19 protein-coding genes and 1 tRNA gene are annotated in these 25,311 nt (G+C 63.6%); 14 read left to right on the top strand and 6 right to left on the bottom strand.

Annotation, left to right across the window (positions count from 1 at the left end; translation table 11 throughout):
- The first annotated feature begins 250 nt into the window (after window positions 1–250).
- Window positions 251–1,420, top strand: coding sequence for a beta/alpha barrel domain-containing protein (locus tag DSM100688_RS09540; RefSeq protein ID WP_152358865.1), 1,170 nt, complete (start codon window positions 251–253; stop codon window positions 1,418–1,420).
- Window positions 1,421–1,717: 297 nt separating this feature from the next.
- On the opposite strand, the gene DSM100688_RS09535 is transcribed toward DSM100688_RS09540, so the two are convergent.
- The 4 genes from DSM100688_RS09535 to DSM100688_RS09520 all read right to left on the bottom strand — a co-directional run bounded on the left by DSM100688_RS09535 (window position 1,718) and on the right by DSM100688_RS09520 (window position 9,002).
- Window positions 1,718–4,663, bottom strand: a complete 2,946-nt coding sequence (locus DSM100688_RS09535) for a glycoside hydrolase family 2 protein (RefSeq protein WP_163146868.1) — start codon at window positions 4,661–4,663, stop codon at window positions 1,718–1,720.
- 435 nt (window positions 4,664–5,098) lie between these two features.
- Window positions 5,099–5,593: an inorganic diphosphatase gene (locus tag DSM100688_RS09530; RefSeq protein ID WP_100493365.1), complete on the bottom strand. Its 495-nt coding sequence runs from the start codon at window positions 5,591–5,593 to the stop codon at window positions 5,099–5,101.
- Between the two features lie 489 nt (window positions 5,594–6,082).
- Window positions 6,083–8,359, bottom strand: coding sequence for an alpha-1,4-glucan--maltose-1-phosphate maltosyltransferase (locus tag DSM100688_RS09525; protein WP_152358863.1), 2,277 nt, complete (start codon window positions 8,357–8,359; stop codon window positions 6,083–6,085).
- 569 nt (window positions 8,360–8,928) lie between these two features.
- Window positions 8,929–9,002 (bottom strand) — tRNA-Met (locus tag DSM100688_RS09520).
- 169 nt (window positions 9,003–9,171) lie between these two features.
- Between DSM100688_RS09520 and DSM100688_RS09515 the strand changes: the two genes are divergently transcribed.
- From DSM100688_RS09515 to nucS, 10 genes are all read left to right on the top strand, one after another.
- Window positions 9,172–10,206, top strand: a complete 1,035-nt coding sequence (locus tag DSM100688_RS09515) for a homoserine O-succinyltransferase (protein ID WP_152358862.1) — start codon at window positions 9,172–9,174, stop codon at window positions 10,204–10,206.
- A 779-nt stretch (window positions 10,207–10,985) separates the two neighbouring features.
- The gene (gene atpB / locus DSM100688_RS09510; protein ID WP_152358861.1) at window positions 10,986–11,798 is read left to right on the top strand and encodes a F0F1 ATP synthase subunit A; all 813 of its coding nucleotides are present in this window, start codon (window positions 10,986–10,988) and stop codon (window positions 11,796–11,798) included.
- 108 nt (window positions 11,799–11,906) lie between these two features.
- Window positions 11,907–12,137: an ATP synthase F0 subunit C gene (atpE, locus tag DSM100688_RS09505; protein ID WP_033493409.1), complete on the top strand. Its 231-nt coding sequence runs from the start codon at window positions 11,907–11,909 to the stop codon at window positions 12,135–12,137.
- Between the two features lie 59 nt (window positions 12,138–12,196).
- Window positions 12,197–12,718 carry a F0F1 ATP synthase subunit B gene (locus DSM100688_RS09500; protein ID WP_163146883.1) on the top strand — a complete coding sequence of 174 codons (522 nt, stop codon included), beginning with the start codon at window positions 12,197–12,199 and terminating at the stop codon, window positions 12,716–12,718.
- A gap of 67 nt (window positions 12,719–12,785) precedes the next feature.
- A complete protein-coding gene (locus DSM100688_RS09495) occupies window positions 12,786–13,613 on the top strand; it encodes a F0F1 ATP synthase subunit delta (protein WP_152358859.1) in 828 nt (275 codons plus the stop codon).
- 101 nt (window positions 13,614–13,714) lie between these two features.
- A complete protein-coding gene (gene atpA / locus DSM100688_RS09490; RefSeq protein WP_152358858.1) occupies window positions 13,715–15,394 on the top strand; it encodes a F0F1 ATP synthase subunit alpha in 1,680 nt (559 codons plus the stop codon).
- Between the two features lie 3 nt (window positions 15,395–15,397).
- The gene (locus tag DSM100688_RS09485; protein WP_152358857.1) at window positions 15,398–16,324 is read left to right on the top strand and encodes a F0F1 ATP synthase subunit gamma; all 927 of its coding nucleotides are present in this window, start codon (window positions 15,398–15,400) and stop codon (window positions 16,322–16,324) included.
- A 4-nt stretch (window positions 16,325–16,328) separates the two neighbouring features.
- A complete protein-coding gene (atpD, locus tag DSM100688_RS09480) occupies window positions 16,329–17,816 on the top strand; it encodes a F0F1 ATP synthase subunit beta (protein WP_152358856.1) in 1,488 nt (495 codons plus the stop codon).
- On the top strand, window positions 17,816–18,124 hold the full coding sequence (locus DSM100688_RS09475; RefSeq protein WP_163146869.1) for a F0F1 ATP synthase subunit epsilon: 309 nt from the start codon (window positions 17,816–17,818) through the stop codon (window positions 18,122–18,124). Before atpD ends, DSM100688_RS09475 begins: the two co-directional genes overlap by 1 nt.
- Window positions 18,125–18,624: 500 nt before the next feature.
- A complete protein-coding gene (gene nucS, locus DSM100688_RS09470) occupies window positions 18,625–19,401 on the top strand; it encodes an endonuclease NucS (protein ID WP_152358854.1) in 777 nt (258 codons plus the stop codon).
- 260 nt (window positions 19,402–19,661) lie between these two features.
- Here nucS and DSM100688_RS09465 read toward each other — a convergent pair whose 3' ends face one another.
- The gene (locus DSM100688_RS09465) at window positions 19,662–20,678 is read right to left on the bottom strand and encodes an FKBP-type peptidyl-prolyl cis-trans isomerase (RefSeq protein WP_163146870.1); all 1,017 of its coding nucleotides are present in this window, start codon (window positions 20,676–20,678) and stop codon (window positions 19,662–19,664) included.
- Between the two features lie 203 nt (window positions 20,679–20,881).
- On the opposite strand from DSM100688_RS09465, the gene DSM100688_RS09460 reads away from it, so the two are divergent.
- From DSM100688_RS09460 to DSM100688_RS09450, 3 genes are all read left to right on the top strand, one after another.
- On the top strand, window positions 20,882–22,126 hold the full coding sequence (locus DSM100688_RS09460) for an RAD23 family protein (RefSeq protein WP_239519368.1): 1,245 nt from the start codon (window positions 20,882–20,884) through the stop codon (window positions 22,124–22,126).
- Window positions 22,123–23,136, top strand: coding sequence for a DUF8094 domain-containing protein (locus tag DSM100688_RS09455; RefSeq protein ID WP_152358853.1), 1,014 nt, complete (start codon window positions 22,123–22,125; stop codon window positions 23,134–23,136). Before DSM100688_RS09460 ends, DSM100688_RS09455 begins: the two co-directional genes overlap by 4 nt.
- Before the next feature lie 500 nt (window positions 23,137–23,636).
- Window positions 23,637–24,602, top strand: coding sequence for a tetratricopeptide repeat protein (locus DSM100688_RS09450; RefSeq protein WP_152358852.1), 966 nt, complete (start codon window positions 23,637–23,639; stop codon window positions 24,600–24,602).
- A gap of 210 nt (window positions 24,603–24,812) precedes the next feature.
- Here DSM100688_RS09450 and DSM100688_RS09445 read toward each other — a convergent pair.
- Window positions 24,813–25,311, bottom strand: a 499-nt coding sequence (locus tag DSM100688_RS09445; protein WP_152358851.1) for a CYTH domain-containing protein, incomplete at its 5' end; no start/stop codon positions are given.

Below are 25,311 nucleotides of genomic sequence, written 5' to 3'. Positions count from 1 at the left end.
TTGCGTTGATCCGTGACCGTTGTGGGCCGGTGCCGGTTGGTGCCGGCCCGCTTGCGTTGCGAGGCTGGTTGTGTTGTGAGGCCGGTTGTGCAGGCTCGTGCCGATCGATGATCGGTTGCGTTGGGATGCGGCGCGTTCGATGATCGGCGTTCATGATGGCCTGCTGTGCCGCGTGTACGTTGCGGCCGTGTTTTACAGTGGGATTACTGTTTTGTGATATTTCTGCCGATTGCGACCGTTGGAGAGTACCATGACTGATTTCGAGCCGTTCTATGATGTCAACCTGAGCTACGACGACAACTATGCGCAAGGCCCGTTCGGCGCGTTCGCCACGGCGCTGACGGATGCCGGCGCGGCTGATTCGACTGGTGATGCCGCGGCGCAGTCCGGTGCGCCGACCACCGACTTCCTCGGCCATCAGGTGAACCTGCCGTTCGGCATCCCCGCCGGCCCGCTGCTCAACTCGCGCTTCACCACGGCCGCGTTCCGCATGGGCTTCGACCTCGCCACCTACAAGACCGTGCGCTCACGTGCGTGGGGCTGCAACCCGTTCCCGAACGTGCTCGCCGTGCACCCGAAGGCCGCCGACGGCTCGCTCACTCCGGGCAGTGCCGAACTCGACGAGGGCGTGCTCGCCGACACCCGCTACGAGCAGCCGATCTCCATCTCTAACTCGTTCGGCGTGCCCTCGCGCGACCCGGACGAATGGCAGCCCGACATGCGCCGCGCCATCGAAGCCGCCGGCCCGGGCCAGCTGCTCATCCCGAGCTTCCAGGGTTCGCGCGTGGAAGGCATGACCACCGACGACTACATCGCCGACCACGTCACTACCGCGCGGCTCGTCACCGAAACCGGCGCCGATCTCATGGTCATGAACACGAGCTGCCCGAACGAGGGACACAACCGACTGCTGTGCCATGATCCGGCGTTGGTCGGCCGCATCACCGAGGCCGTGAAGAACGAGATCGGTGACCGCGCGCTCGCGATCAAGCTCGCGTACATTCCGCCGACCGAGGTGACCGGCGGCTGGGGTCCGGATCGCACGATCGTCGATGATTCCGCACTTGAGTTCATGGTGCGCGAGACGGCCGCGCGCGGTTCGGTGCAGGCATTCTCCGCGATCAACACGATTTCCGCGCGACTAGTCGATGCCGCCGGACGGCAGGCGCTGCCGGGCGCGGGCCGCGACCGCAGCGGCGTGTGCGGCCGCGCGATCCGCCACGCCGGCCTCGACATGGTGACGCGTCTGGCCGCGATCCGCGAAAAGCTCGGATTGGACTACACGATCATCGGCCTTGGCGGCGTGGTCGCGCCTGAGGATTACGCCGCGTACCGCGCGGCCGGCGCCGATGCGGTGATGAGCGCCACCGGCGCGATGTGGGATGCCGATCTCGCTCGCAAGATCAAGGCCTCCCGCTGATCGCGACGCTCTCTCGTCCTGCTCGTGGCAGAAATGTCTCTCTGAGCGCCTCGTCGGCGAGCGTTTTCTGCCACGACTGATATCGCGTGGCAGAAATGTCTTGCTCAGCACTCCCCAAGCGAGCGTTTCCTGCCACGCACGTGGTGCGTGGCGGTTTTCGCTCACTGCGGTCGTGCTGAGCGAGCGTTTTCTGCCACGGCGTGACGGTGGCGCGTGCCGGCCGGCGCGCGATGATGACTGGCACGTGCCGGTCGGCACGTGATGGTGGTGATGGCTGGCGATGATGCGGCGGTTGGACTATCCCTGTACGACGGTGAAGACGGTTTGCGTGCCGTCCGGCGCGGTGACGACGGCCTTGTCGGCCGGCGTCAGTCCGGTGGGCAGCGTCGCGTAGAAGTCGATCGTGCCGGAACCGTTGAACGAGAACGCCGCCTGCCACTGTTCGGGCGTGATCTCGGGCAGCGGCCGTTGCGCGATCATGCGCAGTCCCTCGCGGTCCAACGAGAATCCGCTGTCCGGCCGCGCCCATAGCGACCACGGAATCTGCGCACCGTCCGCGATTCGCGCGCGTCCGTCATCTGAACCGTCGTCCGCGGCATCGGAATCGTCGACCGCACCCACGATCCGCCCGCCGGTCGTCCGATCGCCGTCCGCAAGCCGTGTCCAGATCACCTGATCCGCGTACACGTTTACATACGCCGCACCATCGTCCGGCGAAACCGCACCGTCTTCACCCTCGCAGCCGCCATCATCAGCCACGCCGTACGCCCAGATCGTATACACGCCCGACTCATTCAGCAGCCCGTCGACCGTGAACACGCCGTTGCCGCACGCCCGCGCATCATAGCGCACCGCAGCCGCGCCGTCATGCGCAACCTGCAGCCACACGCGGTCGAGATTCGAGTACACGCGCACCGTGCTCGGCCCCTCCTCGCGCGCCGTGTACCGCCGCGACGCGATGTACACGAACGGGTCGAGCCGGTTCCAGTTCGCCTTGTGCAGGTAGAACGCGTCCTTCTTCACGCGCCGGTCCCACGTCACGAGACCCTTGTTGTTGATCTCGAAGCGTCCCGCCTCGCTCGGCCGGTGATCCACGCCGAAATCGAACATGTTCCACAACGACGTCGACCACAGCCAGTCGTGCGCGTTGATGTACGCCAGCGCCTCCTCATGCTGCATCGACTGGTATTCCTCAGGCTGCCAGTAGCTGTTCGGCCGCGTCTTGTGCGCGTTCGGATGCAGCTCGTGCTGGTCGATGCTCGCGCCCGTGCCGTACTCCGACAGGCCGAGCGGGCGGCTCTCGATCGAACGCTTCTGCTCGATGAGCGCGCCGAAGCCGGGCTGCGAATACCAGCCGGGGTACATGTTCCACGAGATGATGTCGCTCGCCCAGTTGCCGCGCGAACTGGCGGTTTCGTCCTGGTCGGCGGCCTGCGTGGTGTAGCGGGTCGCGTCCTCGGTGTGTGCGAGGTCGTTGAGTTCGCGCGACAGTTGCGGCATCGCGATCCACTGGTTCGCGGTGTTGTGGTTGCCGACCTCGTTCTGCAGGCCCCAGAAGCAGATCGACGGGCGGTTGCCCTGCTGGCGGATCAGCTCGACCAGCTGTTCTTTCGTTACGTCCGCGAACCGTTCGTCCTCGCCGACCCAGTCGATGAACGGGATCTCCGCCCACACGATCACGCCGTTCGCGTCGCACAGGTCGTAGAAGTAGTTCGCGTGCGGATAGTGCGCGAGACGCAGGTAGTTCACGCCCATCTGCATGATGATCGTGAAGTCCTCGAGATGCTGCGCATCGTGCAGCGCATTGCCGAGTCCCTCGCGGTCCTGATGCCGCGTGACGCCGCGCAGCGGATGCGAGCGGCCGTTGATGAAGAAGCCGTGGTCGTGGCTGACGTGGAACCAGCGGTAGCCGATGCGCTCGGCGACCGAGTCGAGCGGTGTGCCGGTGGGTGCGGTGGCCGGCTGCGATCTCGCGTCACCATTGCCGTCATGTCGACCGGGAGCCTCTGCAGTATTGTCATTTCGACCGAGCGCCGCGAGCGGAGCAATCTTTCCGTTTCCGACCGCGAACTTGGCCGGAGACTCGGTATCGATCACGGTCATGCGAACGTTGTACTGGTACGCGACGTCATCGTTCGTCGCGCCGCGCGAGTAGTCGATCGGCTGCCATAGATGGGGATTCTTGATTTCCAGTGTGACCTTGACATGTCTGCGTTCGCGTGGGGCGAGCGTGACGTTGGTTACATCGTTGGCAACGGTGACATCGTGTGCATCGTCGGCGATGGGGAGTGCAGTGCCGTCGGTGACGGTTGTGGCCGATGCGTTCCCGGCGGCAGTCGCGCTCGGTGCGACGATCGTCGTGCGGACGAGCACATGGCGTTCGCGATCGGCATCATTGACGATGTCCGCTTCGATTCGCGTCAGGCCGAGATGGTCGGGCCGTTCGACCGACTCGCTGCGGCCTGCGTTCGGCGTGACGACGCGCAGGCCCGACGCGCCGTGATCGTCGAGCGCGAGATGCACGTCGGCGGTCCGCACGAGCCGCGCCGGACGGTAGATGCCGCCGTAGAAGTTGAAGTCGGCGAACAGCGGGGCTACACGCAGATCGCGCCGGTTATCGACGCGCACGGCGATCACGACGTCCACATCGCGTACATCGCCGTCGGCTGTGCCGTCCGCGGGCGCGGCGTCGTTACCGGTCGCGGCGTCGTGATCAGCCGTGGTGCTGACGGCATCGAGCAGCGCGTCGGTCAGGTCATAACGGAACATCGCATAGCCGCCCAGATGCGCCGGATCGCCGGTGTTCCAGGCCGTGTCCCGCGGATCGGCGCTGAGCGGCGCGAGCGCGCGGCCATCCACGTACAGCGACGTGATCGAGTTCACCCCGTCGAACTCGAGATACGTGCGCCGGCCGGGGGAGACGGGCACATGCAGATGCGCGCGATACCAGCCGACCGTGCGGTTCATGTTGCCGCGCACGCCGTCGTTCGTGTCGAGCGCGTTCCATGTGTGCGGCAACGTGACCGGTTCCCAGCCGGAATCGTCGAAGTCGGGCGCGGCGGCGGTCGCCGGGTCGAGGATGTCGTCGTCGCCGTGACCGCAGGCGAACCGCCAGCCGAGATCGGCGAGATCGACGACCTCGCGTTCGGGGCCGTGGTTGAGCGTCGCGGTGCCGCCGGCATCACGGACGTGGTAGCGACTGGTTTCGGTCTGCGAAAGCGGGATGATACGTGGATGCGTCATTGGATTGCCCCCGGTATGTGTATCGATAATCCATACCGATTCTACGCCGGCGTCATTGTCTGTGCCCAGCACATCCGATATGTGCAAGAGACTCCGCCCGAATGCCGCGTGGCGGAAAACGCTCGCTGGCGGATCTCTTAGCGAGACATTTCTGCCACGCGCGTACTGGACTGGCGCGCGTACTGGACTGGCGGAAAACGCTCGCCGAGACATGCGTTACCGAGACATTTCCGCCAGTAGGGAGATGCTGTGCGGGAACGGCCTCGGCGTGCACATGCATGACTGCACGAAGGGACAGCTGCGAAAAAAGCTCCCCTCGAAGGAGGAGCTGTCGGCAAAACAGACTGAGGGGAGCAGGGGCAACCACCCCGACTCCCCTCAGTCCGCCAGTCTCGACAGCTCCCTCAGAGGGGAGCCACGCGTGACGCTACAGGCTCACTTCTGCGAAGCGGCGAGACGCTCGCGCGCCTCCTTGATTTCCTTTTCGGCCACGTCCGCACCGGTCCAGTAGTCGCCCGGCTTGACTTCCTTGCCCGGCTCGAGAGCCTTGTACTGCTCGAAGAAGTGCTTGATCTCGGCGAGGTGGTACTCGTTCACGTCCTTGACGTCCTTGACACCGTCGTAACGGACATCGGCCGGCACGCACAGCACCTTGTCGTCGCCGCCCTCTTCGTCCTCCATGTGGTACAGACCGACGGCGCGGCACTCGATGACGCAGCCCGGGAACACAGAGTTGGTCACCATCACGAGCGCGTCCAGCGGATCGCCGTCCTCGCCCAGCGTGCCCTCGATGTAACCGTAGTCATCCGGATAGCCCATCGCGGTGAACAGCTCACGGTCGAGGAAGACGCGACCGGTCTCCTGATCCACTTCGTACTTGTTCTTGGAGCCGCGCGGGATCTCGACCACGACGTTGAAGGTTTCTGCCATGTTGTTCTCCTTGAGAATCGACAGTTATATTGACATGCACCACAATACCGCGTTCCGTGTATTGCGTCGCCGTCGATCGGCTTGGCCGAGACCGTATCTCAACATCAACGCAACGTCGTCATTGAGTTACGGTCGTTTTGGGTATGGAAAACGGCCGTAACTCAATAGGACCGTCGTGATGTTGTTGAGTTACGGCCGACTCGCGTATGAAGAACGACCGTAACTCAACAACAACGTCACGATACTGTTGAGTTACGGTCGTTGCGAGTATGGAAAACGGCCGTAACTCAATGGGATCGTCGTGATGTTGTTGAGATACGGTCGTCTGGAGGGATGACGAAGGCCGTAAGTCAATGGTACGAATGAGATACTGCTGACTTACGGCCTTCTACGGCCTGCATGGCCGGTATGACTGGTGGCGTACGCGACGTACGTGCGTCACCGGTGTGCGCGACGGGACTTCGTTCACGCACACCGTCTGACTCCGAACTACCGCACGACGGTGAAGACGTGCGCGACGTCGGCCCACGGGGCCAGCGAGACGAAGTTGTCCCAGTGCCACTCGAATTCGCGGCCGGTCAGTTCGTCGCGCAGATGCGCACCCTTCGCCGGATCGACGTCGAAGTCGGTCATCTCGAAGTGCACCTCGTCCTGATGCGCGTTGTGGCCGTCGAGGTTCACCACGACGATCAGCGTCTCCGCCTTGCCGGTGCCGGTCAGCTCGGCCGGCGTGTGGCGCGCGAACGCGAGGATGTTCTCGTCGTGCGTGCGCAGCAGGGTCAGGTTGTGGTAGCTGAACGCGGCGGCATGCTCGCGGCGGATGCGGTTGAGCGAGGTCAGCAGCTCGGCGATGCCGTACTTGGATGCCGAATCCCAGTCGCGCACCTTGACTTCGTACTTCTCGTTGTCGATCTGCTCCTCGAAGCCCGGGCGCTGCTTGTTCTCGATGAGTTCGAAGCCGTTGTAGATGCCCCAGCTCGGCGAGCCCATCGCGGCGAGCACCGCGCGCACCGCGTGGCCGGCGATGCCGTTGTCGCGCACGTAGGCGGTGAGGATGTCCGGCGTGGTCGGCCAGAACGTGTTGTGCTGGTAGTAGCCGTCGTCGCCGTTGGTCTCGAGCAGGTACTCGCTGAGCTCCTCCTTGGTGTTGCGCCACGGGAAGTAGCAGTGCGACTGCGTGAAGCCGACGTAGCTGAGCGCGCGCATCATGCCCGGGCGGGTGAATGCCTCGGCGAGGAACAGCACCTCGGGGTGGCGCTTGGTGACGGCCGCGATCACGTCCTGCCAGAAGCGCACCGGCTTGGTGTGCGGGTTGTCGACGCGGAAGATCGTGACGCCGGCCGCGATCCACAGCTCCATGATCCGCTCGACTTCCTTCTCGATGCCTTCCATGTCGGCGTTGAAGTCGATCGGGTAGATGTCCTGATACTTCTTCGGTGGGTTCTCCGCGAACGCGATCGTGCCGTCCGGCTTGGTACGGAACCAGTTCGGGTGCTCCTTGACCCACGGGTGATCGGGCGAGCACTGCAGCGCGAAGTCGAGCGCGATCTCGAGGCCGAGCTCATGGGCTTTGGCGCACAGGGCCTTGAAATCGTCCATGGTACCGAGCAGCGGGTCGACGGTGTCGTGGCCGCCGAGCGACGAGCCGATGCCGAACGGCGAACCCGGATCGTCCGGACCGGCGACGAGCGAGTTGTTGCGGCCCTTGCGGTTGGTCACGCCGATCGGGAAGATCGGCGGCAGGTACACGACGTCGAAGCCTTCGGCCTTCGCACGTTCGAGGCCGGACACCGACGTGCGAAGCGTGCCCTGCACGATCTTGCCGGTCGTCTCGTCGACGTACGCGCCCTCGGAGCGCGGGAAGAACTGGTACCATGCGGTGAAGCTGGAGGCCGGACGCTCGACCTTGAAGCGCTGCGGTGCGCTCGGCGAGATGCCGTCGCGCAGCGGGTTGGACTCGTGCAGCGCCTCGATCTGGGCGTTGTCGGCGGCGGCGAGTCGCTCTTCGGCGGGCAGCGTGCGGTCGGCGGCGGTCTTGGCGGCCTCCTTGAGGAGCTTGCGCTGCTCGGCGTCGAGTCGCGCGTCCTTGGTGACGGCCCAGCGGGCGAGCAGTTCCGCGCCGGAATCGAGCGCGTTCTCCACGTCGTCGTGCACCTTGACCTTGATGCGGGCGTCACGCAGCCACGAGGCGTACGTGTCCTCCCAGCCTTCGATGGTGACGGTCCATTCGCCCAGCTGACGCTTGATCGCGGCGAATTCCGGATCCCACGGCTTGACGTCGGAGCGTTCGCCGCAGGTCAGTTCGGCCTCCCAGCGGTCGAGGCCGGGGTTGGTGCAGGTCATCGCGGTGCGGGACATCTCCTTGCCGCGGTGGTTGCGCACGACGGCGGTCGCGCCGACCTTGGTGCGACCTTCGATGAACACCTGCGCGGTGACCTTGAATGCTTCGCCGAGCTCGACGCGCGCCGGGAAGATGCCGCGTTCCTCGTTCGGGGTGATGTCCATGACGTTGATGCGTCCGAACTGGCCCGGTTCGGTGACGGGGATGGTCTGCGCCGGCGTCTCGCCGACGAGGCCGGGGATGCTGGATTTGGCCGGTGCGGCCTTGGCTGCGGAGGTTTTGGAGGTGGACCGGCGCGTGGTCTTGCGCGCGGTGCCGGTCGCCGCACGACGCGTGGTCTTGCGGGCGGGCTTGTCGGCCTTCGCCGTGGCCGCGGCGCTGCCCGTCGTGGTTTCGGCCGTGGGATTGCTGGTTACTTCTGTCATATTCAATCTCATTCTCTGATATCAATGGCCGTATCGATGTACTGTACTGCCACAGTCCACATTGTATGGCCCGTGCGGCACAAATGCGCATGTTTTCGCCGTTTGATGGGCACCCGTAACGTATGTGTAACCGTTGGTTGATGTGTTATGGATGCCGTATGGATTGTTCGATGGTTGATACGGCATCCGATATATGACGAGTTATGGTTTGGTTGATCGATTTGTTTTGGCTGATCTGTTTGTTTGTCCTGCTGCCGTACGTCTTCGATGACCTGTTTCGTCTCCTATGACCTGTTCTGCTTCCTATACACGCCGTCTATGCGCGCCGTCCCTCCCCTTCAACGGACATCCAGCCGATTGCATGGGCGAAATCGGCTGGATGTCCGTTGAAGGGGAGGGACGAGGAGGGAGGTTGATTGTGAGTGATGGGCGGAACTCATAACCCAGAGGAACATGGTTCGCAGATGGTTCGGATGGGCGGGCCGTGCGGCGTTCGACGGATGACGACGGCGTCGCCGACAACGCAAAAGCCCGGAAATTCCAACGAATTTCCGGGCTTTTCTGAATCGTAGCGGGGCATGGATTTGAACCATGGACCTCTGGGTTATGAGCCCAGCGAGCTACCGAGCTGCTCCACCCCGCGTCGGCTTGTCTTGCGACAGCTCTATCTAAGATACCGGTATGAGTCGATATGTCAAATCGGCGTGTCGCGTCGGTGTCGGCCGCGTTTGCAGGGCACCGATAACCCGCCATAACCGATCCCGATACCCCGCGCGGCGTCCCGTCTGCGGCATGTTGCCATAATAGATACCATGCCTATCAAGATCCCCAGCGGCCTGCCGGCCCGTGCCATCCTCGATTCGGAACGCATCTTCGCGCTCGAGAAGCCCGAAGCGGAGCGCCAGCGCGTGCGTCCGCTCAAACTGGTGATCCTGAATCTCATGCCGAAGAAGATCGAAACCGAGACGCAGTTGCTGCGGCTCATCTCGAAATCGCCGCTGCAGGTCGAGATCGACTTCATGAAGACCTCCACGCACGAGGCCACGCACGTCTCCGCCGATCACCTGGTCAAGTTCTACGAGACGCTCGACGCGTTCAAGGACAATTACTACGACGGGTTCGTCGTCACCGGCGCGCCGGTCGAGCACATGCCGTTCGATCAGGTCGACTACTGGGGTGAGTTCAAGTCGATCCTCGACTGGGCGTCGACGCACGTGTTTTCGACCATGTATCTGTGCTGGGGTGCGATGGGTGCGCTGAACTACCGCTACGGGGTACGCAAGATCGACTATCCGCAGAAGATCTTCGGTGTGTTTCCGCAGTATCTGCAGGACGAGTACTGCTTCCTGACGAACGGATTCGACGAGATCGCGTTGCAGCCGCATTCGCGTCTGGCCGGCGTGAACGAGGATGACGTGGCCGCGAACCATGACCTGCAGGTGCTCACGTGGGGGCCGCAGTCCGGTCCGGGGCTGATCGCGACGCGCGACTTCTCGGAGGTGTTCGCGCTCGGCCATTGGGAATACGGCAAGTACACGCTCGCCGAGGAGTACGAGCGCGACATGGCCAAGGGGCTGACGAACGTGCCGTTCCCGAAGAACTATTTTCCGCACGACGATCCGAAGCTGGAGCCGCTCTTCAGCTGGCGTGCGCACGGCAACCTGCTGTGGCGCAACTGGCTGAACTGGGTATACCAGACGACGCCGTACGACCTGACCGAGGTGCCGCAGCTGCGCAGGGAGAAGCGACTGGGCACGGACCGTTCGATCCGGCATGAGCCGGGCAGTCCGCGCAAGGACGGCTTCGCGCCGTTCGCGCACGACGGCTACGGCGTGATCGAAGGCTGATCGCCGCGTGCCCCCAGCGGACATACAGCCGATTGCAGGGGTGAAAACGGCTGGTTGTCCGTTAAGGGGAGGGGCCGTGCGGATTTGAAGGCGGTTTGGGAGAGCGGCTGCTTCCTGTCAGCGGACATACAGCCGATTGGGCGACGAAAACGGCTGGTTGTCCGTAACGGTGAGACGTATGGCGTCTGGCACGTTCCTTGGGACTTGGGACTTCATCCGTCAACGGACATCCGGCCGTTTTCGCCGCCCAATCGGCTGTATGTCCGTCGGGGTGGTGAGCGTAGGCGCCCAGGGACGTTCCTTGACGCCTAAGGCTTCATCCTCCCAACGGACATCCAGCCGATTGCGGGGTCAAAATCGGCTGTATGTCCGTTGAGGGGAGGGCGAGAGGTATTTGGCTTGGTGCGCGCCATGAGATGTCCACAACGTGGACGGGGCGATGGTTGCACTGCGAACGCGTGGATGGTCACGATGCGAACGTCGGAAACCTTACAGTGCGGATGTGAGTGTGAGCGATAACGCAACACTTGTTGACGGATCGTCTAACCGCGCAAATCCTGCGAAACGCCGACGAAACGGCGACGTTCCGCCGCTCCCGCGATTTGTCCGAACACGGGCTAATAATCACTTCTCAGCCATTCGGAGTCGAATGCACGACGTCGACTCCAAGCCACGCCGCGCGGACCCTGAACCGGGGAGACGGAAGTAACCGGCATGTCACATTCGCCCTACCCCTTGGGCTAAACTGACACCGGAAACAAGAAGCAGGAGGCGTGATTATGGTCGGTTCATTCGGCACCGGTATGCTGTTGGCAGCCGAGACTGGCGCGCATCTTCCGTCGGTCGATGACTTCCTTCCTCCGGAGATCCTGTTCCAAGGCACTCCGTTCGCGATCAATCGCATCATTCTTATCCGTATCGTCGCCACGATCGTATTGCTGCTCGTGCTCGGCATCACCGCCAGCCGCGCCAAGCTGATCCCCGGCCGCTGGCAGGGCGTCGTCGAGCTGGGTCTCGACTTCGTGCGCGACAAGATCGTCTACGACATCATGGGTGAGACGCGTGGCAAGCGCTACGTGCCGATGATCACCACGCTGTTCTTCACGATCTTCGTGTTCAACCTGTGCGGCATCATCCCGGGCATGAACATGGCCGCCACGGCGACCGTCGTCATGCCGCTCGTGTTCGCATTGTGGACGATGATCCAGTACTGGATCGCCGCCGCCCGTTCGCAGGGCCTCGGCCACTACCTGCGCCACGAGCTGTTCACGCCGGGCGTGCCGTGGCCGGTCTACATTCTGCTCGCGCCGATCAACATCCTCGAGCTGCTCGTCATTCGTCCGGCCTCGCTGACGATCCGACTCTTCGCGAACATGGTCTCCGGCCACCTCATGGTCGCCACCTGCCTCGCGTTCGCGCAGTACTGGATGGTCGACGCGGTCAACAAGCTGCAGGGCGTCCCGGTGGGCGCGCTGTGGTTCGCCGGCGGCTTCGCGATGACCTGCTTCGAGGCGTTCGTCGCGTTCCTCCAGGCGTACGTGTTCGCGATCCTGTCGACCGTGTACATCAACCTGAGCTTCCCGGAGGAGTGATCCTCCGCGGAATTCCGCGCGTACCGTGGCGATCGCAACGCCCGCCGCACGCACGTCGCGAACCCCAAGATTTATAACGTCACCTCGTACGTTAGAAAGGAAACAGAAATGGATATCATCACCCTCGCTGAGGTCGCCGGCAACCTGTCCGTCATCGGCTACGGCATCGGTACTCTGGGCCCTGGCATCGGTCTGGGCATCCTCTTCGGTAAGGCCATGGAATCCACCGCCCGCCAGCCCGAGATGTCCGGCAAGATCCAGACCATCATGTTCATCGGCCTGGCTCTGGTCGAGGTGCTGGCCCTGATCGGCTTCGTCGCCGCCCTGATCATCAAGTAAGACCCAGGCGAACGCACGAAACAACGATCCATGTCCAACAATGAAAGGAGGGCTTCATGATGACACTGGCAGAAGGCGGAATCGATCTGTTCATCCCCGAGACCTATGACATTGTGTGGTCCCTGATCATCCTTGTCATCGTTGCGCTGTTCTTCTACAAGTTCTTCCTGCCGAAGTTCAATGCGATCTTCGACGAGCGTGCGGCAAAGATCGAAGGCAACATCGCCAAGGCCGAACAGGCCAAGAAGGACGCTGACGAGGCGAAGGCCAAGTACGAGGCCCAGCTGAGCAACGCCCGCGTGGAAGCCTCCAAGATCCGCGACGACGCCCGCGCCGAAGCCTCGCACATCATCGCCGACGCCCGCTCCCGCGCCGAATCCGACGCGGCGCAGATCACCGCCAACGCGCAGCGCTCCATCGAGTCGCAGCACCGTCAGGCGATGGTCAGCCTCAAGGGCGAAGTCGGCACGCTCGCCGCAGCCCTCGCGGGCAAGATCCTCGGCTCCAAGCTCGAGGACGCGGACGTGCAGTCGAGCATGATCGACAACATGCTCGACGAGATGGACTCCGACAAGAAGTGATCGTCCGGCAGTGACTGTAGTGACTGTCAAGACTACAACGCAAACGTCAAGGAAAGGGAGGTGACCAATGCGAGGAGAAGCATCGCGCATCGCCGATCGCGTCTCTCGTGACTCGCTGGCACCCAAGCTGCGCGAAGCAGGCGAGGACGCGTGGCGCATCGGGAACGAGCTGTTCTCGATCACCAACGTGCTCGATCACAACGTCCAGCTTGAACGCGCGCTCACCGACCCGTCGCGCCCGGTGGCGGACAAGGTCGCCGTACTGAACACCCTGATCGGTGGTCAGGCGCACCCGATGACGATGGAGATCATGACCGATCTGGTCGGTCGCCGTTGGAGCCGCGTGTCCGACATCGCCAACGCCGTGGAGGACTTCGGCGTGGACGGCATGATGTACTACGCGGACGCCACCGGCACCACGCTGCAGGTGTCCGTCGAGCTGGCCGAACTGCATTCGGCGCTGCTCGGCATGCCGGTCCTGCGTTCCGAGCTGTCCGACGACAGCGCGCCGTCCGAGGCCCGCACCAAGCTGCTCAACAGCCTGATCGGCTCCAGCGACCTCAACAAGGTCACCAAGCGCCTGGCGGAACACGCGACCTGCAACCTGCGCAACCGTCGCTACCTGCAGACCGTGCAGTGGCTGATCAACAAGTTCTCGCGCCACATGGGCGAGTCGATGGTCACCGTGACCACCGCCACCCCGCTCAAGATCGAACAGATCAAGAAGCTGGTCGCGATCTACACGAAGAAGGTCGGCCGCCCGGTGCACATCAACTCGGTCGTGGACCCGTCCGTGATCGGCGGCATGCGCATCCAGGTGGGCGACGAGGTCACCGACAACACGGTGGTCGCACAGCTCCAGCATTTGAACCGCACCGTTCAGGCCAGCGCCTGACGGCATATATCCCGCGTCCGCAACGACGCCGCCCGGCAAGCCAACCGGACGCGTGCACGGCGCGAGATCCCAAGATTTACCAATAACAACAAGGAGTGATCATGGCAGAACTTACCATTGATCCCACCACGATACGCAAGGCGCTCGATGACTTCGTCGAGTCGTACAAGCCGTCGGACACGCCCACTCAGGAAGTGGGCTACGTGGCCACGGCCGGCGACGGCATTGCGCACGTGACGGGACTGCCTGGTTGCATGGCCAATGAGCTGCTGACCTTCGAGGACGGCACGCTCGGCCTGGCGTTCAACCTTGACGCCCGTGAGATCGGCGTGGTTATCCTCGGCGACTTCGCAGGCATCGAGGAAGGCCAGGAGGTCCGTCGCACCGGCGAAGTGCTCTCCGTGCCTGTTGGTGACGGCTACCTCGGCCGCACCGTGGACCCGCTGGGCAACCCGATCGACGGTCTGGGCGAGATCACGGACATCGAGGATCGTCGTATCCTCGAGGCCCAGGCCCCCGATGTGATGCACCGCCATCCGGTCGACGAGCCTATGTCCACCGGCCTCAAGGCCATCGACGCGATGACGCCGATCGGCCGCGGCCAGCGCCAGCTCATCATCGGCGATCGTCAGACCGGCAAGACGGCCATCGCGATCGACACCATCATCAACCAGAAGAAGAACTGGGAATCCGGCGATCCGAAGAAGCAGGTCCGCTGCATCTACGTCGCCATCGGCCAGAAGGGTTCGACCATCGCCTCGGTGCGTCAGAGCCTCGAAGAGGCCGGCGCGATGGAGTACACCACCATCGTCGCCTCCCCGGCTTCCGATTCCGCTGGTTTCAAGTACATTGCCCCCTACACCGGTTCCGCCATCGGACAGCACTGGATGTACCACGGCAAGCACGTCCTCATCGTCTTCGATGATCTGTCGAAGCAGGCCGAAGCCTACCGTTCGATCTCGCTGCTGCTGCGTCGTCCGCCGGGGCGTGAGGCCTACCCGGGCGATGTGTTCTACCTGCACTCCCGTCTGCTCGAACGCTGCGCGAAGGTTTCCGATGACCTCGGCGGCGGCTCGATGACCGGCCTGCCGATCGTCGAGACCAAGGCGAACGATGTGTCCGCCTACATTCCGACCAACGTGATCTCCATCACCGACGGTCAGATCTTCCTGCAGTCCGACCTGTTCAACGCGAACCAGCGTCCTGCAGTGGACGTCGGCATCTCCGTGTCCCGAGTCGGTGGCGCGGCGCAGACCAAGGCCCTCAAGAAGGTCTCCGGCACGCTGAAGATCTCGCTGGCGCAGTACCGTTCGCTGGAATCCTTCGCGATGTTCGCGTCCGATCTGGACGCCGCGTCCAAGGCCCAGCTGAACCGCGGTGCGCACCTGACCGAGCTCCTGAAGCAGCCGCAGTTCTCGCCGTACTCGATGGAACAGGAAGTCGTGTCCGTGTGGGCCGGCACCCACGGCAAGATGGATGATCTGCCGCTGGGCGACGTGCTGCCGTTCGAGCATGCGCTGCTCGACTGGCTCGACCACAACACCGACATCCTCACCACCATCCGTGACACCGAGAACTTCACGCCCGACACCGAAGCGGCCCTCGACAAGGCCGTGGACGAGTTCCGCGAGACCTACGTGACCAAGGCCGGCAAGCCGCTGGTCGAGAAGAAGAAGGTCTCCAAGAACCCGACCCCGATCGAGCAGGAGAAGATCGTGTCGAAGGCCGAGAAGCCGGAGCACGACCCGAACAAGCACCCGATGGCCGGAGAAAAGAAGTAATTCATGGGATCGCAACTCGCATTGAAGAGCAGGATCGCCTCCACGGGTTCGTTGGAGAAGATCTTCAACGCCCAGGAGATGATCGCGTCTTCGCATATTGCCAAGGCACGTGACGTTGCCCTGAACGCGAAGCCCTATGCCGATGCGATTTTCGATGCCGTACAGGCTGTGGTGGCCCATTCGCATATCACGCATCCGATCGTGAAGAAGGAAGAGGACAACCCGAAGGTTGCCGTGCTTGCTCTCACGTCGGATCGTGGTATGGCCGGCGCGTACACGTCGTCGATCATCCGTGAGACGGAGGATCTGCTCAACCGTCTCGAATCGGACGGCAAGCAGCCGGAGCTGTACGTATACGGTCGCCGTGGTGTGACGTACTACAAGTACCGCAACCGCGACGTCGTCGATACGTGGGAGGGCGATACCGACAAGCCTGGCGTCGAAGTCGCCGAGGCGATCTCCACGGCACTGATGAACGCCTACATGAAGCCGGCCGCCGAAGGTGGAGTCTCCGAGCTCTACATCGTCTACACCGAGTTCATCAACATGGTGGTTCAGAAGGTGCGCGTGCTGCGGATGCTTCCGGTCGAGGTCATCGAACCCGAGCGCGAGCAGGCCGATCCCGGTCTGGACGCGCCGAGCGATGCCAGCAAGGCCACGCCGCTGTACTCCTTCGAGCCGAGCCTCGAAGAGGTGCTCGACGCGGTGCTGCCGAAGTACATCCAGTCGCGTATCCACGAGTGCCTGCTGGAGGCGGCCGCATCCGAGACCGCAAGCCGGCAGAACGCCATGCATACGGCCACGGAAAACGCCCGTAACCTGATCGACGACCTGACCCGCAAGCTCAACGCCTCGCGTCAGGCATCGATCACCCAGGAACTTACCGAAATCATCGGCAGCGCCGACGCGCTGAACAACAAGGAAGAGTAGGAACATGGCTGAGAATCTTCAGACCACAGCACCTGCCGAGACGGCCGCAGAGCCGATCAATGGTCGCGTCACGCGTATCCAGGGTTCGGTTATCGACGTCGAATTCCCGGTGGGCCACCTGCCTGACATCTACAATGCACTGACCGTGCAGCTCCACTCGGAAGGCAAGCACGAGGAAGGCGAGACCGCGCACACGATCACGATGGAGGTTGAGCAGCACCTCGGCGATTCCACCGTGCGTTGCGTCGCGCTCAAGCCGACCGACGGCCTGGTCCGCGGCGCCGTCGTGACCGACACCGGCGGCCCGATCTCCGTGCCGGTCGGCGACGTGACCCTCGGCCACGTGTTCGACGTGACCGGCCACGTGCTCAACAAGAAGCCCGAAGAGACCATCAAGGTCACCGAACGTTGGCCCATCCACCGCAAGCCGCCGGCATTCGACCAGCTGGAGTCCAAGACCCAGATGTTCGAGACCGGCATCAAGGTCATCGATCTGCTCACTCCGTACGTGCAGGGCGGCAAGATCGGTCTGTTCGGTGGCGCCGGCGTCGGCAAGACCGTGCTGATCCAGGAGATGATCCAGCGAGTCGCGCAGAACCACGGCGGTGTGTCCGTGTTCGCCGGCGTCGGTGAGCGTACTCGTGAGGGCAACGATCTGATCGGCGAGATGGGCGAGGCCGGCGTGCTTGAGAAGACCGCACTGGTCTTCGGCCAGATGGATGAGCAGCCGGGCACCCGTCTGCGCGTCCCGCTGACCGCACTGACGATGGCCGAGTACTTCCGCGACGTGCAGAACCAGGACGTGCTGCTGTTCATCGACAACATCTTCCGCTTCACGCAGGCCGGTTCCGAGGTGTCCACGCTGCTGGGCCGTATGCCTTCCGCCGTGGGCTACCAGCCGAACCTGGCCGACGAGATGGGTGCTCTGCAGGAGCGCATCACCTCGACGCGTGGCCACTCGATCACCTCGCTGCAGGCCATCTACGTGCCGGCCGATGATTACACCGACCCGGCCCCGGCCACGACCTTCGCCCACCTCGACGCGACCACCGAGCTGTCTCGTGACATCGCCTCGAAGGGCATCTACCCGGCCGTGGATCCGCTGTCGTCGACCTCGCGAATCCTCGATCCGCGCTACGTCGGCCAGGCCCACTACGAGTGCGCCAACCGCGTCAAGGCGATCCTGCAGCGTAACAAGGAACTGCAGGACATCATCGCCCTGATCGGTATCGACGAGCTCTCGGAAGAGGACAAGACCACCGTCAACCGCGCCCGCCGCATCGAGCAGTTCCTCGGCCAGAACTTCTACGTGGCCGAGAAGTTCACCGGTCGCCCGGGTTCGTACGTGCCGGCCGACGAGACCATCGAAGCCTTCACGCGCATCTGCGATGGCGTGTATGACGACGTTCCGGAGCAGGCGTTCTCCGGCATCGGCGGCATCGACGACCTCGAGAAGAAGTGGCACGACATGCAGAAGGAGCTTGGTGAGTGATGGCTGGATCCTCAAAGACCTTGATGCAGGTGAATATCGTCGCCGCTGACCACCCGGTGTGGCACGGCGAGGCGAAGTCGGTGACCATCCCCGCCTCCGAAGGCGAGATGGGCATTCTGGCCGACCACGAGCCGGTGCTGACCGTCATCAAGGGCGGTTCGCTCACCGTGGTCGACCCGGCCGGCGAACGCCACGTGTTCGAGGTCACTGACGGATTCATCTCCTTCGACTCGAACAAGCTCACCGTTGCGGTCGAACGTGGCCGCGACGTGGTCCGTACCGCTGGTACGGACGCCGGCGCCGAGTAGTTTTCGCTCGGCTCGCCGTTCGCTCGGTACGCCGGTGCTTTCGGGAGGCCTCCTTACGCTGTTGCGTGGGGAGGCCTCCTTGTGTTTCGCGGTCGTGGGTCACGCGATGGAATCTTAACGATGAGAGCCATCGCGTGACCCGATGCTATGGCCACGCGATGGCGGCCGGGGGGTATTTTTCCATCGCGTGACCGAGGATGTAGTCACGGGATGGAATATGACGCGTATATGCCATCGCATGACCGCGAAATTCGTCATGCTGGGGTGCCGTGAGGTCACGGGATGGCATTTGGACCATTTTTTCCATCGTGTGGCGGGACGTACGCTCACGGGATGGAACATAGTACCGATATTCCATCCCGTGACCGGAAAATGACGGAGATGAAGGTCACGGGATGGCATCTGGAGGGTTCTTTTCCATCGCGTGACCGATGCCGAGGTCACGGGATGGAAAATCGTGCGATTTCGCCATCCCGTGCATCATGCTACAGTGTTGCGACGTGCGAATTATTGTTGCTGACTGCTCCGCCGAATACTCCGGTCGTCTGACGGCCTCGCTGCCGCCGGCCAAGCGCGTGCTGCTGATCAAGGCCGACAATAGTCTGCTGATCTTCTCCGAACTCGGCTCGTACAAGCCGCTCAACTGGATGGCCGCACCGTGCACGATCAAGGAGATCGTGCCGGACAGTGACGCCGACGCGGACGTCACTGATACGGACGTCACCGGCGCCGACGGTCCCGCCGACGCCGTCGAACCGGTTGCCGGCAAGGACGCGTCCGAACTCACGCCGATCAGACTGCTGCGCGTGGCGGCGGACAAGTCCAGCGACATCCTCGAGGTCTCGATCTACCATGTGTACTCGGACGAATCGTACGATCTCGGCGAGGATCCGGGACTCATCAAGGACGGCGTCGAGGATCATCTCCAGCGGTATCTCGCGCAGCAGATCACACGCATCGGCGAAGGCGCGAAACTCGTGCGGCGTGAGTATCCGACCGCGATCGGACCGGTCGACATCATGGCCACCGACGCGGACGGCGTGCACGTGGCGATCGAGATCAAACGGCACGGCGGCATCGACGGCGTGGAGCAGCTGACCCGCTACTGCGAGCTGCTCAACCGCGATCCGCTGCTGGCGCCGGTGCGTGGCATCTTCGCCGCGCAGACCATCACCCCGCAGGCGCGTGTGCTGGCGGAGGACCGCGGTTTCACCTGCCTGATCCTTGACTACGACGACATGCGCGGCGTCGAGGACGACAGCCTGCGTCTGTTCTGACGTCGCCCGTCACGGAAGATGACAACGGACAACTAGCCGATTCGGGTGTGTAAATCGGCTGGTTGTCCGTTGAGGAGATGGGGATCTGGCGTCGTAGTGGTCGTGTATGGGTGCGCCCTACTATCTGCCTGCACAACCAAAAACGGACATACAGCCGATTCGTATAGGTAAATCGGCTGTATGTCCGTTAGTGGGTGGAGTTCGTTATCGGTCGGACGCCGACCGGTTGAGGAGCGTGGCGTGATCGATCAAAGCCCCGATCAGTAGGCGGCGAGAATGTCGACCACGAAGACCAGCGTCGAATTCGCCGGGATCGACCCGGTGGCCGTGCTGCCGTAGCCCAGATCCGGCGGAATCACCAGCAGCACCTGCGAGCCGACCGTCTGGCCGACCATGCCCTGCTGCCAGCCGTCGATCACCGTATGCTGACCGCCGCTGTACGTGTCCGCGTCGAGCGTCGTGTTCTTGTCCCACGACGAATCGAACTGCGTGCCGTCGAGCAGCCATCCGGTGTACTTCACGCGCACCGTATTCTTGTCGGTCACCTTCGCGCCGTCGCCCTTGACCAGCGTCTGTGCGACGAGCTTCTTGCCGCCCTTGTAGCCGTTCATGTCGATCGACGGCTTGCCGTCCTTCGCGCGCGTCACCTTCGGCAGGTCGGACGGCACGTCCGTGACCTCCGTGCCGGTCGCCTTCGTATAGTCCTTTGACGTGGACACGATCGTGAGCGCCATGATGTACGACGTGCCGGCCGAATTCGAATCGTTCACGCCGAAGCCGATCGTTGTGTTGATCTTCCGGCCGGTGAACAGTTCCTTGTATTCCTCGCCGGTGCTGCTGTCGCCGAGGTTCAGTGAGCAGTCCGGCGTGTTCTTGTCCCACGTGTTGCCGATTTCCTCGCCGTTCTTGGCGTTGACGTACACGGCCTGCAGGCACACGCGGTCGTCCGCTTCGACGGCCTTGCCGTTGCCTTCCTGCAGGATGGCGTACGCGTTGTTCTCGACGGTCATCGGCGTGGACGCCAGCGCGACGGACGGCTTCTTGCCGAGTTCGCCGGTCGCCGTGACGCCGGCGAGCTGCTTGAGCTGCTTGAGCGAGCTGCCGGACGAGCTGCTCGAGTTATCGGACGAGTTGGATTTGGAATCGGTGGACGACGAGCTGGAGTTCTTCGAGTCGCCGGACGACGCGTTCGACGAGTTGCCGCAGGCGGTGAGCGTCAGGCACATGCCGAGCGCACACACGCCGGCGAGGATCTGCTGGGAGATGTTGTTACGCATGGTGTCTACAGTAGCGGCAAACCTTGATCGCGTGGCGGGTGGCGGCTGTACGGCTGCACGGTCGGTGATGCGGACGGTTGGGTGGGTAACCTACGGATGGCAACGTGGGTAACCTACGGATGGCAACGCTGGCGCGGGGAATCGGTGATGATGGCCATGGGGGCTTGGGGCGGTCGCGCGGCGGATTGTAGAATGGGATGGCTATGACTGTGAACGAACGAAAATCCCGGCGCGTCCATCCGCGCAGCGAGAAGGGCTCTGAGACGGACAAGTCGGCCGCCCGCCGCGTGTGGATCATGCGCGGCCTGGTCACGCCGATCCTCGGCATGCTGGCCGTCACGTGCATCGTGCTGGGCATACTGAACGCAACCGTATGGAAGCCAAGCCGCAGCATCGCCGCGTCGACGCGTATCGAGGGCACGCAGTACATCGCCACCGATCCCGGCGTGCTGCCGTTGGTCGATCAGCAGGTCGAACTGACCGTCGAATCGTCGGGGAGCGACGACGTGTGCGTCGCGCTCGGCTCCGGCAAGGACGTGAACGGCTGGGTCGCGGGGGAGTCGTACGTACGCGTCACCGGACTGCATGACTGGAGTACGCTGTCGACGGAAACGTTCACGTCGAAGTCGTCGTCCGATGCGTCGTCCGACTCGTCTGACGACCAGTCCGGCGCGGTTGCGTTCCGTGACTCCGATATGTGGAGCAAGGTCGAGTGCGGCAAGGGCAGTGCGAAACTGTCGACCGAAACCGAGAACGCCTCGACCATGGCGATCATCGATCTGGGCGCGAAGTCCGACGCGACGGTCACGCTGCACTGGGTGCGCGACGTGCTGCCCGACTTCGCGATGCCGTTCTACTTCGCGGGCGGGCTGCTCGTCATCATGGCGATCCTGACCGCGTCGCTGTTCGCGATGCCGCCGCACAAACGGCGTAAGCGCATCGTGGAAAGCGTCGTGCATGAGGAGGTCAGCGTCGCCGAGGCGCTGAGCGGCAGCCTATCGGCGTTCAAGCCGAGCGGCAAGCCGAAACGCAAGCGCAGCCGTCACGCCGCGCATCGGCCGGGCGCAGCGACGGAATCCGTCGCGACGACGTCCTCTGACGTGCCGTCCGCCGCCGTGCCGGATGACACGACCGGCTCGCACGACGTGTCGATGGCGTTCCCGTCGCTGTCCGATCCGTCGCAGCCGACCATCATCGATCCGTCGGCACGCAACCTCGTCGCCGATCAGGTCGCGGCCAACGCCGCCGATCACGACGATCATACCGATCATGTCAACGATCACACTGCCGATGCGCAGCCGTCCGCCGTCGCCGGCGATACGTCCGCCGAGCAGCCATCCGGCAACGACGAAGCCACATCCGTGATCACCCCCGACGAACTGCAGGCGTACTTCGCGCGACTCGCGCAGGAGACCAGCGACGACGACGGCGAGGAGGCGCACCAATGACGAAGACCATCAAAACCATCGCCGCGGCGACGCTCACGCTCGCCGTGACGTTGCCGCTTACCGCATGCGAAGGCCGCATCCCCACGCCGTCGGGTAGCGACGCGTCGACGACCGCCGCCACGGCCACGCCGGACCTCACCGAAACGCAGGAGGCGGCCATCCGCAAGGCCATCCTCGATGCGTACAACAACGCCGGCGACGCCAAGAAAACCGACGGACTCGACGCCCGCGTCACCGGGCCGGCATACGACATCTATGCCAGCCGCATCCGCATCTCGCAGACCGGCTCGCTCGATCCGCTCGCCACCATCCCGGGCGACATCGCGCAGACCGTCATCCCCACCGACTCCGGTTGGCCGCGCTCCATCTTCTCGATCACCACGACCACCGAGGACCAGCAGTCCAAGCGACTGCTCGTCATGATCCAGAACTCGGCGCGCGAGAACTACAAGCTGTGGGCCATGGTCCGCCTCTTCTCCGGCGTGCAGATGCCCAGCTTCGCCGTGCCCAAGATCGGTTCGCAGATGGGCGACGCGAAGGACAACGGGCTCGTCGCCACGCCCGAGGAGGCCGTCAAGGAATACGCCGACGTGCTCGCCAACGGCGCGAAAAGCCAGTACGCGTCGAAGGTGGCCGACGACCAGCTGCGCCAGAAGCTCACCGAAACCACCCAGCAGGTGCAGACCGGCATCGAGGCGAACAAGGGCACCCAGCAGCAGACCTTCACGCCGGTGGACGGGGCCATCCACGTGATGCGTTCCACCGACGGCGGCGACCTCGTCGTCGCGCAGATCAACCACGAGTGGGTGCGTCAGGCCGGCGAGGGGCGCGAGTCGCTGCCCGCCTCCGACGACGAGCGCGTGCTGTTCGGCGATACCAAGGCCACCAGCTCGCTCAAGGCCACATACACCATCGTCGTCGCGATCTACGTGCCGTCCAAGGATTCCGGCAAGCAGATCACCGCGGTGGGCGCGGATCGGCAGGTCGTCAAGGTCGAAGCGGTCAAATGATCGCGTGACGGGCGCCGGGTGGCGGGCGTTGCGTGATGTGTCGTGTGACGGAACGTCGTGCGACGCTCGTTGTGCGAGATGTTGTGCGACGCTACCTTCTGGTTTTCTGCCCTCTCACCGGACATACAGCCGATTTTGCTCGGTATCGGCTGTATGTCCGTTGAGGTTGGGGTGATGATCGTAGGGAACGTGTTCCAGTGATTCAGTGTGTTTCGGTGTCCCGGCGTTCCATCGTTGGTATGGCTCCATTCCCTAACGGACATACAGCCGATTTCACCCTCAAAATCGGCTGTATGTCCGTTAGGGGCAGGGGCAGGGGATGGAGCAGGGGCATTCCGCGGTAGGACTCGGCGGTATCGCGCGCGTCGAGTATGCCCGTTAGAGGGATGGGCGTCAGGCTTCTCGGTGCGCGAACTCGTGCGGCAGGCGGGCGGGAACTATAGTGGTGTTTCGGTAACAAAGGCCGCCGCGGCGGTATGCGCGCACAGTTTGGAGGCACGATGGCAGAACAGCAGGAGTTTCATCCCGGAGTCTCGTTGGCAGGAGCCGTGGATCTGGAGGCGCTCAAGCATCAGGTGAAGGCCGAGCCAGGGCAGGCCGGCGGCGCCCCCGCGGCCGGTGGCTACGTGATCGATACCAGCGAAAACACGTTCCAGGCCATGGTCCAGACCTCGGCCACGTTCCCCATCCTGCTGCTGCTGTGGGTGCCCACCGACGATCGTCTGTTCCCCATGGCCCGCGCGCTCGGCGACGCGGTCAACAAGCTCAACGGTCAGATCCAGCTCAGCCGCATCGACATCGCGTCCAGCCCGTCCATCGCGCAGGCGTTCCAGGTGCAGGGCGCACCGGCGTTGTTCGCGCTCATCGGCGGCCGTCCGATGCCGATCCTCGAAGGCCTGCCGTCCGACGACGAACTCAAGCAGATCACTGATCAGGTCATCCCCAAGCTCATCCAGGCCGCACAGCAGGCCGGCGTGACCGGCACCGCGCCGTACTCCGGCGATCCGTCCGCCAACGACGCCGGCGCAGGCACGCCCGACCCGGCCACGCAGATCCCGCCCGAGCACGCCGAAGCGCACCAGCTCGCACAGGCTGGCGACTACTCCGGTGCCGCCGCCGCGTATGCCAAGGTGCTCGAATCCAACCCGAACGACGCGATCGCCGCGCGTGAACGCTCCAAGGCGCTGCTGCTGGCCCGCTCCGCGACCGCCGATGTGCGCGAGGTGCGCGCCGCCGCGGCCGCGCATCCGGACGACGTGGACGCGCAGCTCGCCGTCGCCGACATCGACATGATCGGCGGGCAGATCGCCGACGCGTTCGACCGTCTGCTCGACTATCTTGCCGCCGGGCACAAGGCCGATCTCGAGCCGGTCCGCAAGCGTCTGCTCGAGTACTTCGCCATTCCGGAGCCGACCGACGAGCGACTCAAGCGCGCGCGTCGTCGTCTGGCCACGCTGATGTACTGACCTGCCGCGGCAGTCGTACTGGCTTGCAGTTGCTGTACTGACGTACGGTTGTACGGTCACGTCAGCAGTCGTATGACATAACTACAACGGACATACAGCCGATTCGGGGTACGTAATCGGCTGTATGTCCGTTGTAGTTATGGCGATCTCGATGGATCCGTGCGGTGAAGCCTTTAGTGACATGCCGCAACATGTCGCGTGCGACGGCCGTCAGATCATACGGTTCTTACCGAACAGTTGTTGGAACTGCGGACCGTTGGCGGCAAGCTCGCGCTCGAAATCGTCCTGCCATTCGCGGAACGGGCGACCGGCCAACCCGTCGTTGCTGAACCGCACCTGATCGGTGATCTCCGTCACGCAGAACTTCGGAATGCTCAGATTCGTCACCGGACCGCTGCGCTCCGCCTCCGCGACGATCAGCGGCGCATTCGCCCCACCGAACACGTCGATGCTCCAGCCATCCTCGTCCAGCCACACCGAATACCGGTTCTTGATGATCGGCGCGCCGCCGCGCATCATCAGCTCCGCCGCGATCCGCGAATCGATCTCGCGTTCCGCCTCGTACCGCGTGCCGCCCACCGACGGCCCCTTCACCGTCACGTACGCCTCACGGAACACGTCGCGGTACTCGCGCAGCACGGCGATCGGATCGAGATCAGGCGTCATGTCGAGCCGCGCCGCGCGGGTCATCAGCCGTACGCGCAGTGCG

Source organism: Bifidobacterium ramosum (genome assembly GCF_009299505.1).
Lineage (GTDB): Bacteria > Actinomycetota > Actinomycetes > Actinomycetales > Bifidobacteriaceae > Bifidobacterium > Bifidobacterium ramosum.
The sequence above is the reverse complement of the archived record's forward strand: the minus strand, read 5'-3'. Positions and strand labels throughout refer to the sequence as shown.

Bases quoted from the DNA above. Each gene is read 5' to 3' on its own strand.
- DSM100688_RS09540 (WP_152358865.1), top strand. From the start codon at position 251: ATGACTGATTTCGAGCCGTTCTATGATGTCAACCTGAGCTACGACGAC.
- DSM100688_RS09535 (WP_163146868.1), bottom strand. From the start codon at position 4,663: ATGACGCATCCACGTATCATCCCGCTTTCGCAGACCGAAACCAGTCGC.
- DSM100688_RS09530 (WP_100493365.1), bottom strand. From the start codon at position 5,593: ATGGCAGAAACCTTCAACGTCGTGGTCGAGATCCCGCGCGGCTCCAAG.
- DSM100688_RS09525 (WP_152358863.1), bottom strand. From the start codon at position 8,359: ATGACAGAAGTAACCAGCAATCCCACGGCCGAAACCACGACGGGCAGC.
- DSM100688_RS09515 (WP_152358862.1), top strand. From the start codon at position 9,172: ATGCCTATCAAGATCCCCAGCGGCCTGCCGGCCCGTGCCATCCTCGAT.
- atpB (WP_152358861.1), top strand. From the start codon at position 10,986: ATGGTCGGTTCATTCGGCACCGGTATGCTGTTGGCAGCCGAGACTGGC.
- atpE (WP_033493409.1), top strand. From the start codon at position 11,907: ATGGATATCATCACCCTCGCTGAGGTCGCCGGCAACCTGTCCGTCATC.
- DSM100688_RS09500 (WP_163146883.1), top strand. From the start codon at position 12,197: ATGACACTGGCAGAAGGCGGAATCGATCTGTTCATCCCCGAGACCTAT.
- DSM100688_RS09495 (WP_152358859.1), top strand. From the start codon at position 12,786: ATGCGAGGAGAAGCATCGCGCATCGCCGATCGCGTCTCTCGTGACTCG.
- atpA (WP_152358858.1), top strand. From the start codon at position 13,715: ATGGCAGAACTTACCATTGATCCCACCACGATACGCAAGGCGCTCGAT.
- DSM100688_RS09485 (WP_152358857.1), top strand. From the start codon at position 15,398: ATGGGATCGCAACTCGCATTGAAGAGCAGGATCGCCTCCACGGGTTCG.
- atpD (WP_152358856.1), top strand. From the start codon at position 16,329: ATGGCTGAGAATCTTCAGACCACAGCACCTGCCGAGACGGCCGCAGAG.
- DSM100688_RS09475 (WP_163146869.1), top strand. From the start codon at position 17,816: ATGGCTGGATCCTCAAAGACCTTGATGCAGGTGAATATCGTCGCCGCT.
- DSM100688_RS09465 (WP_163146870.1), bottom strand. From the start codon at position 20,678: ATGCGTAACAACATCTCCCAGCAGATCCTCGCCGGCGTGTGTGCGCTC.
- DSM100688_RS09460 (WP_239519368.1), top strand. From the start codon at position 20,882: ATGACTGTGAACGAACGAAAATCCCGGCGCGTCCATCCGCGCAGCGAG.
- DSM100688_RS09455 (WP_152358853.1), top strand. From the start codon at position 22,123: ATGACGAAGACCATCAAAACCATCGCCGCGGCGACGCTCACGCTCGCC.
- DSM100688_RS09450 (WP_152358852.1), top strand. From the start codon at position 23,637: ATGGCAGAACAGCAGGAGTTTCATCCCGGAGTCTCGTTGGCAGGAGCC.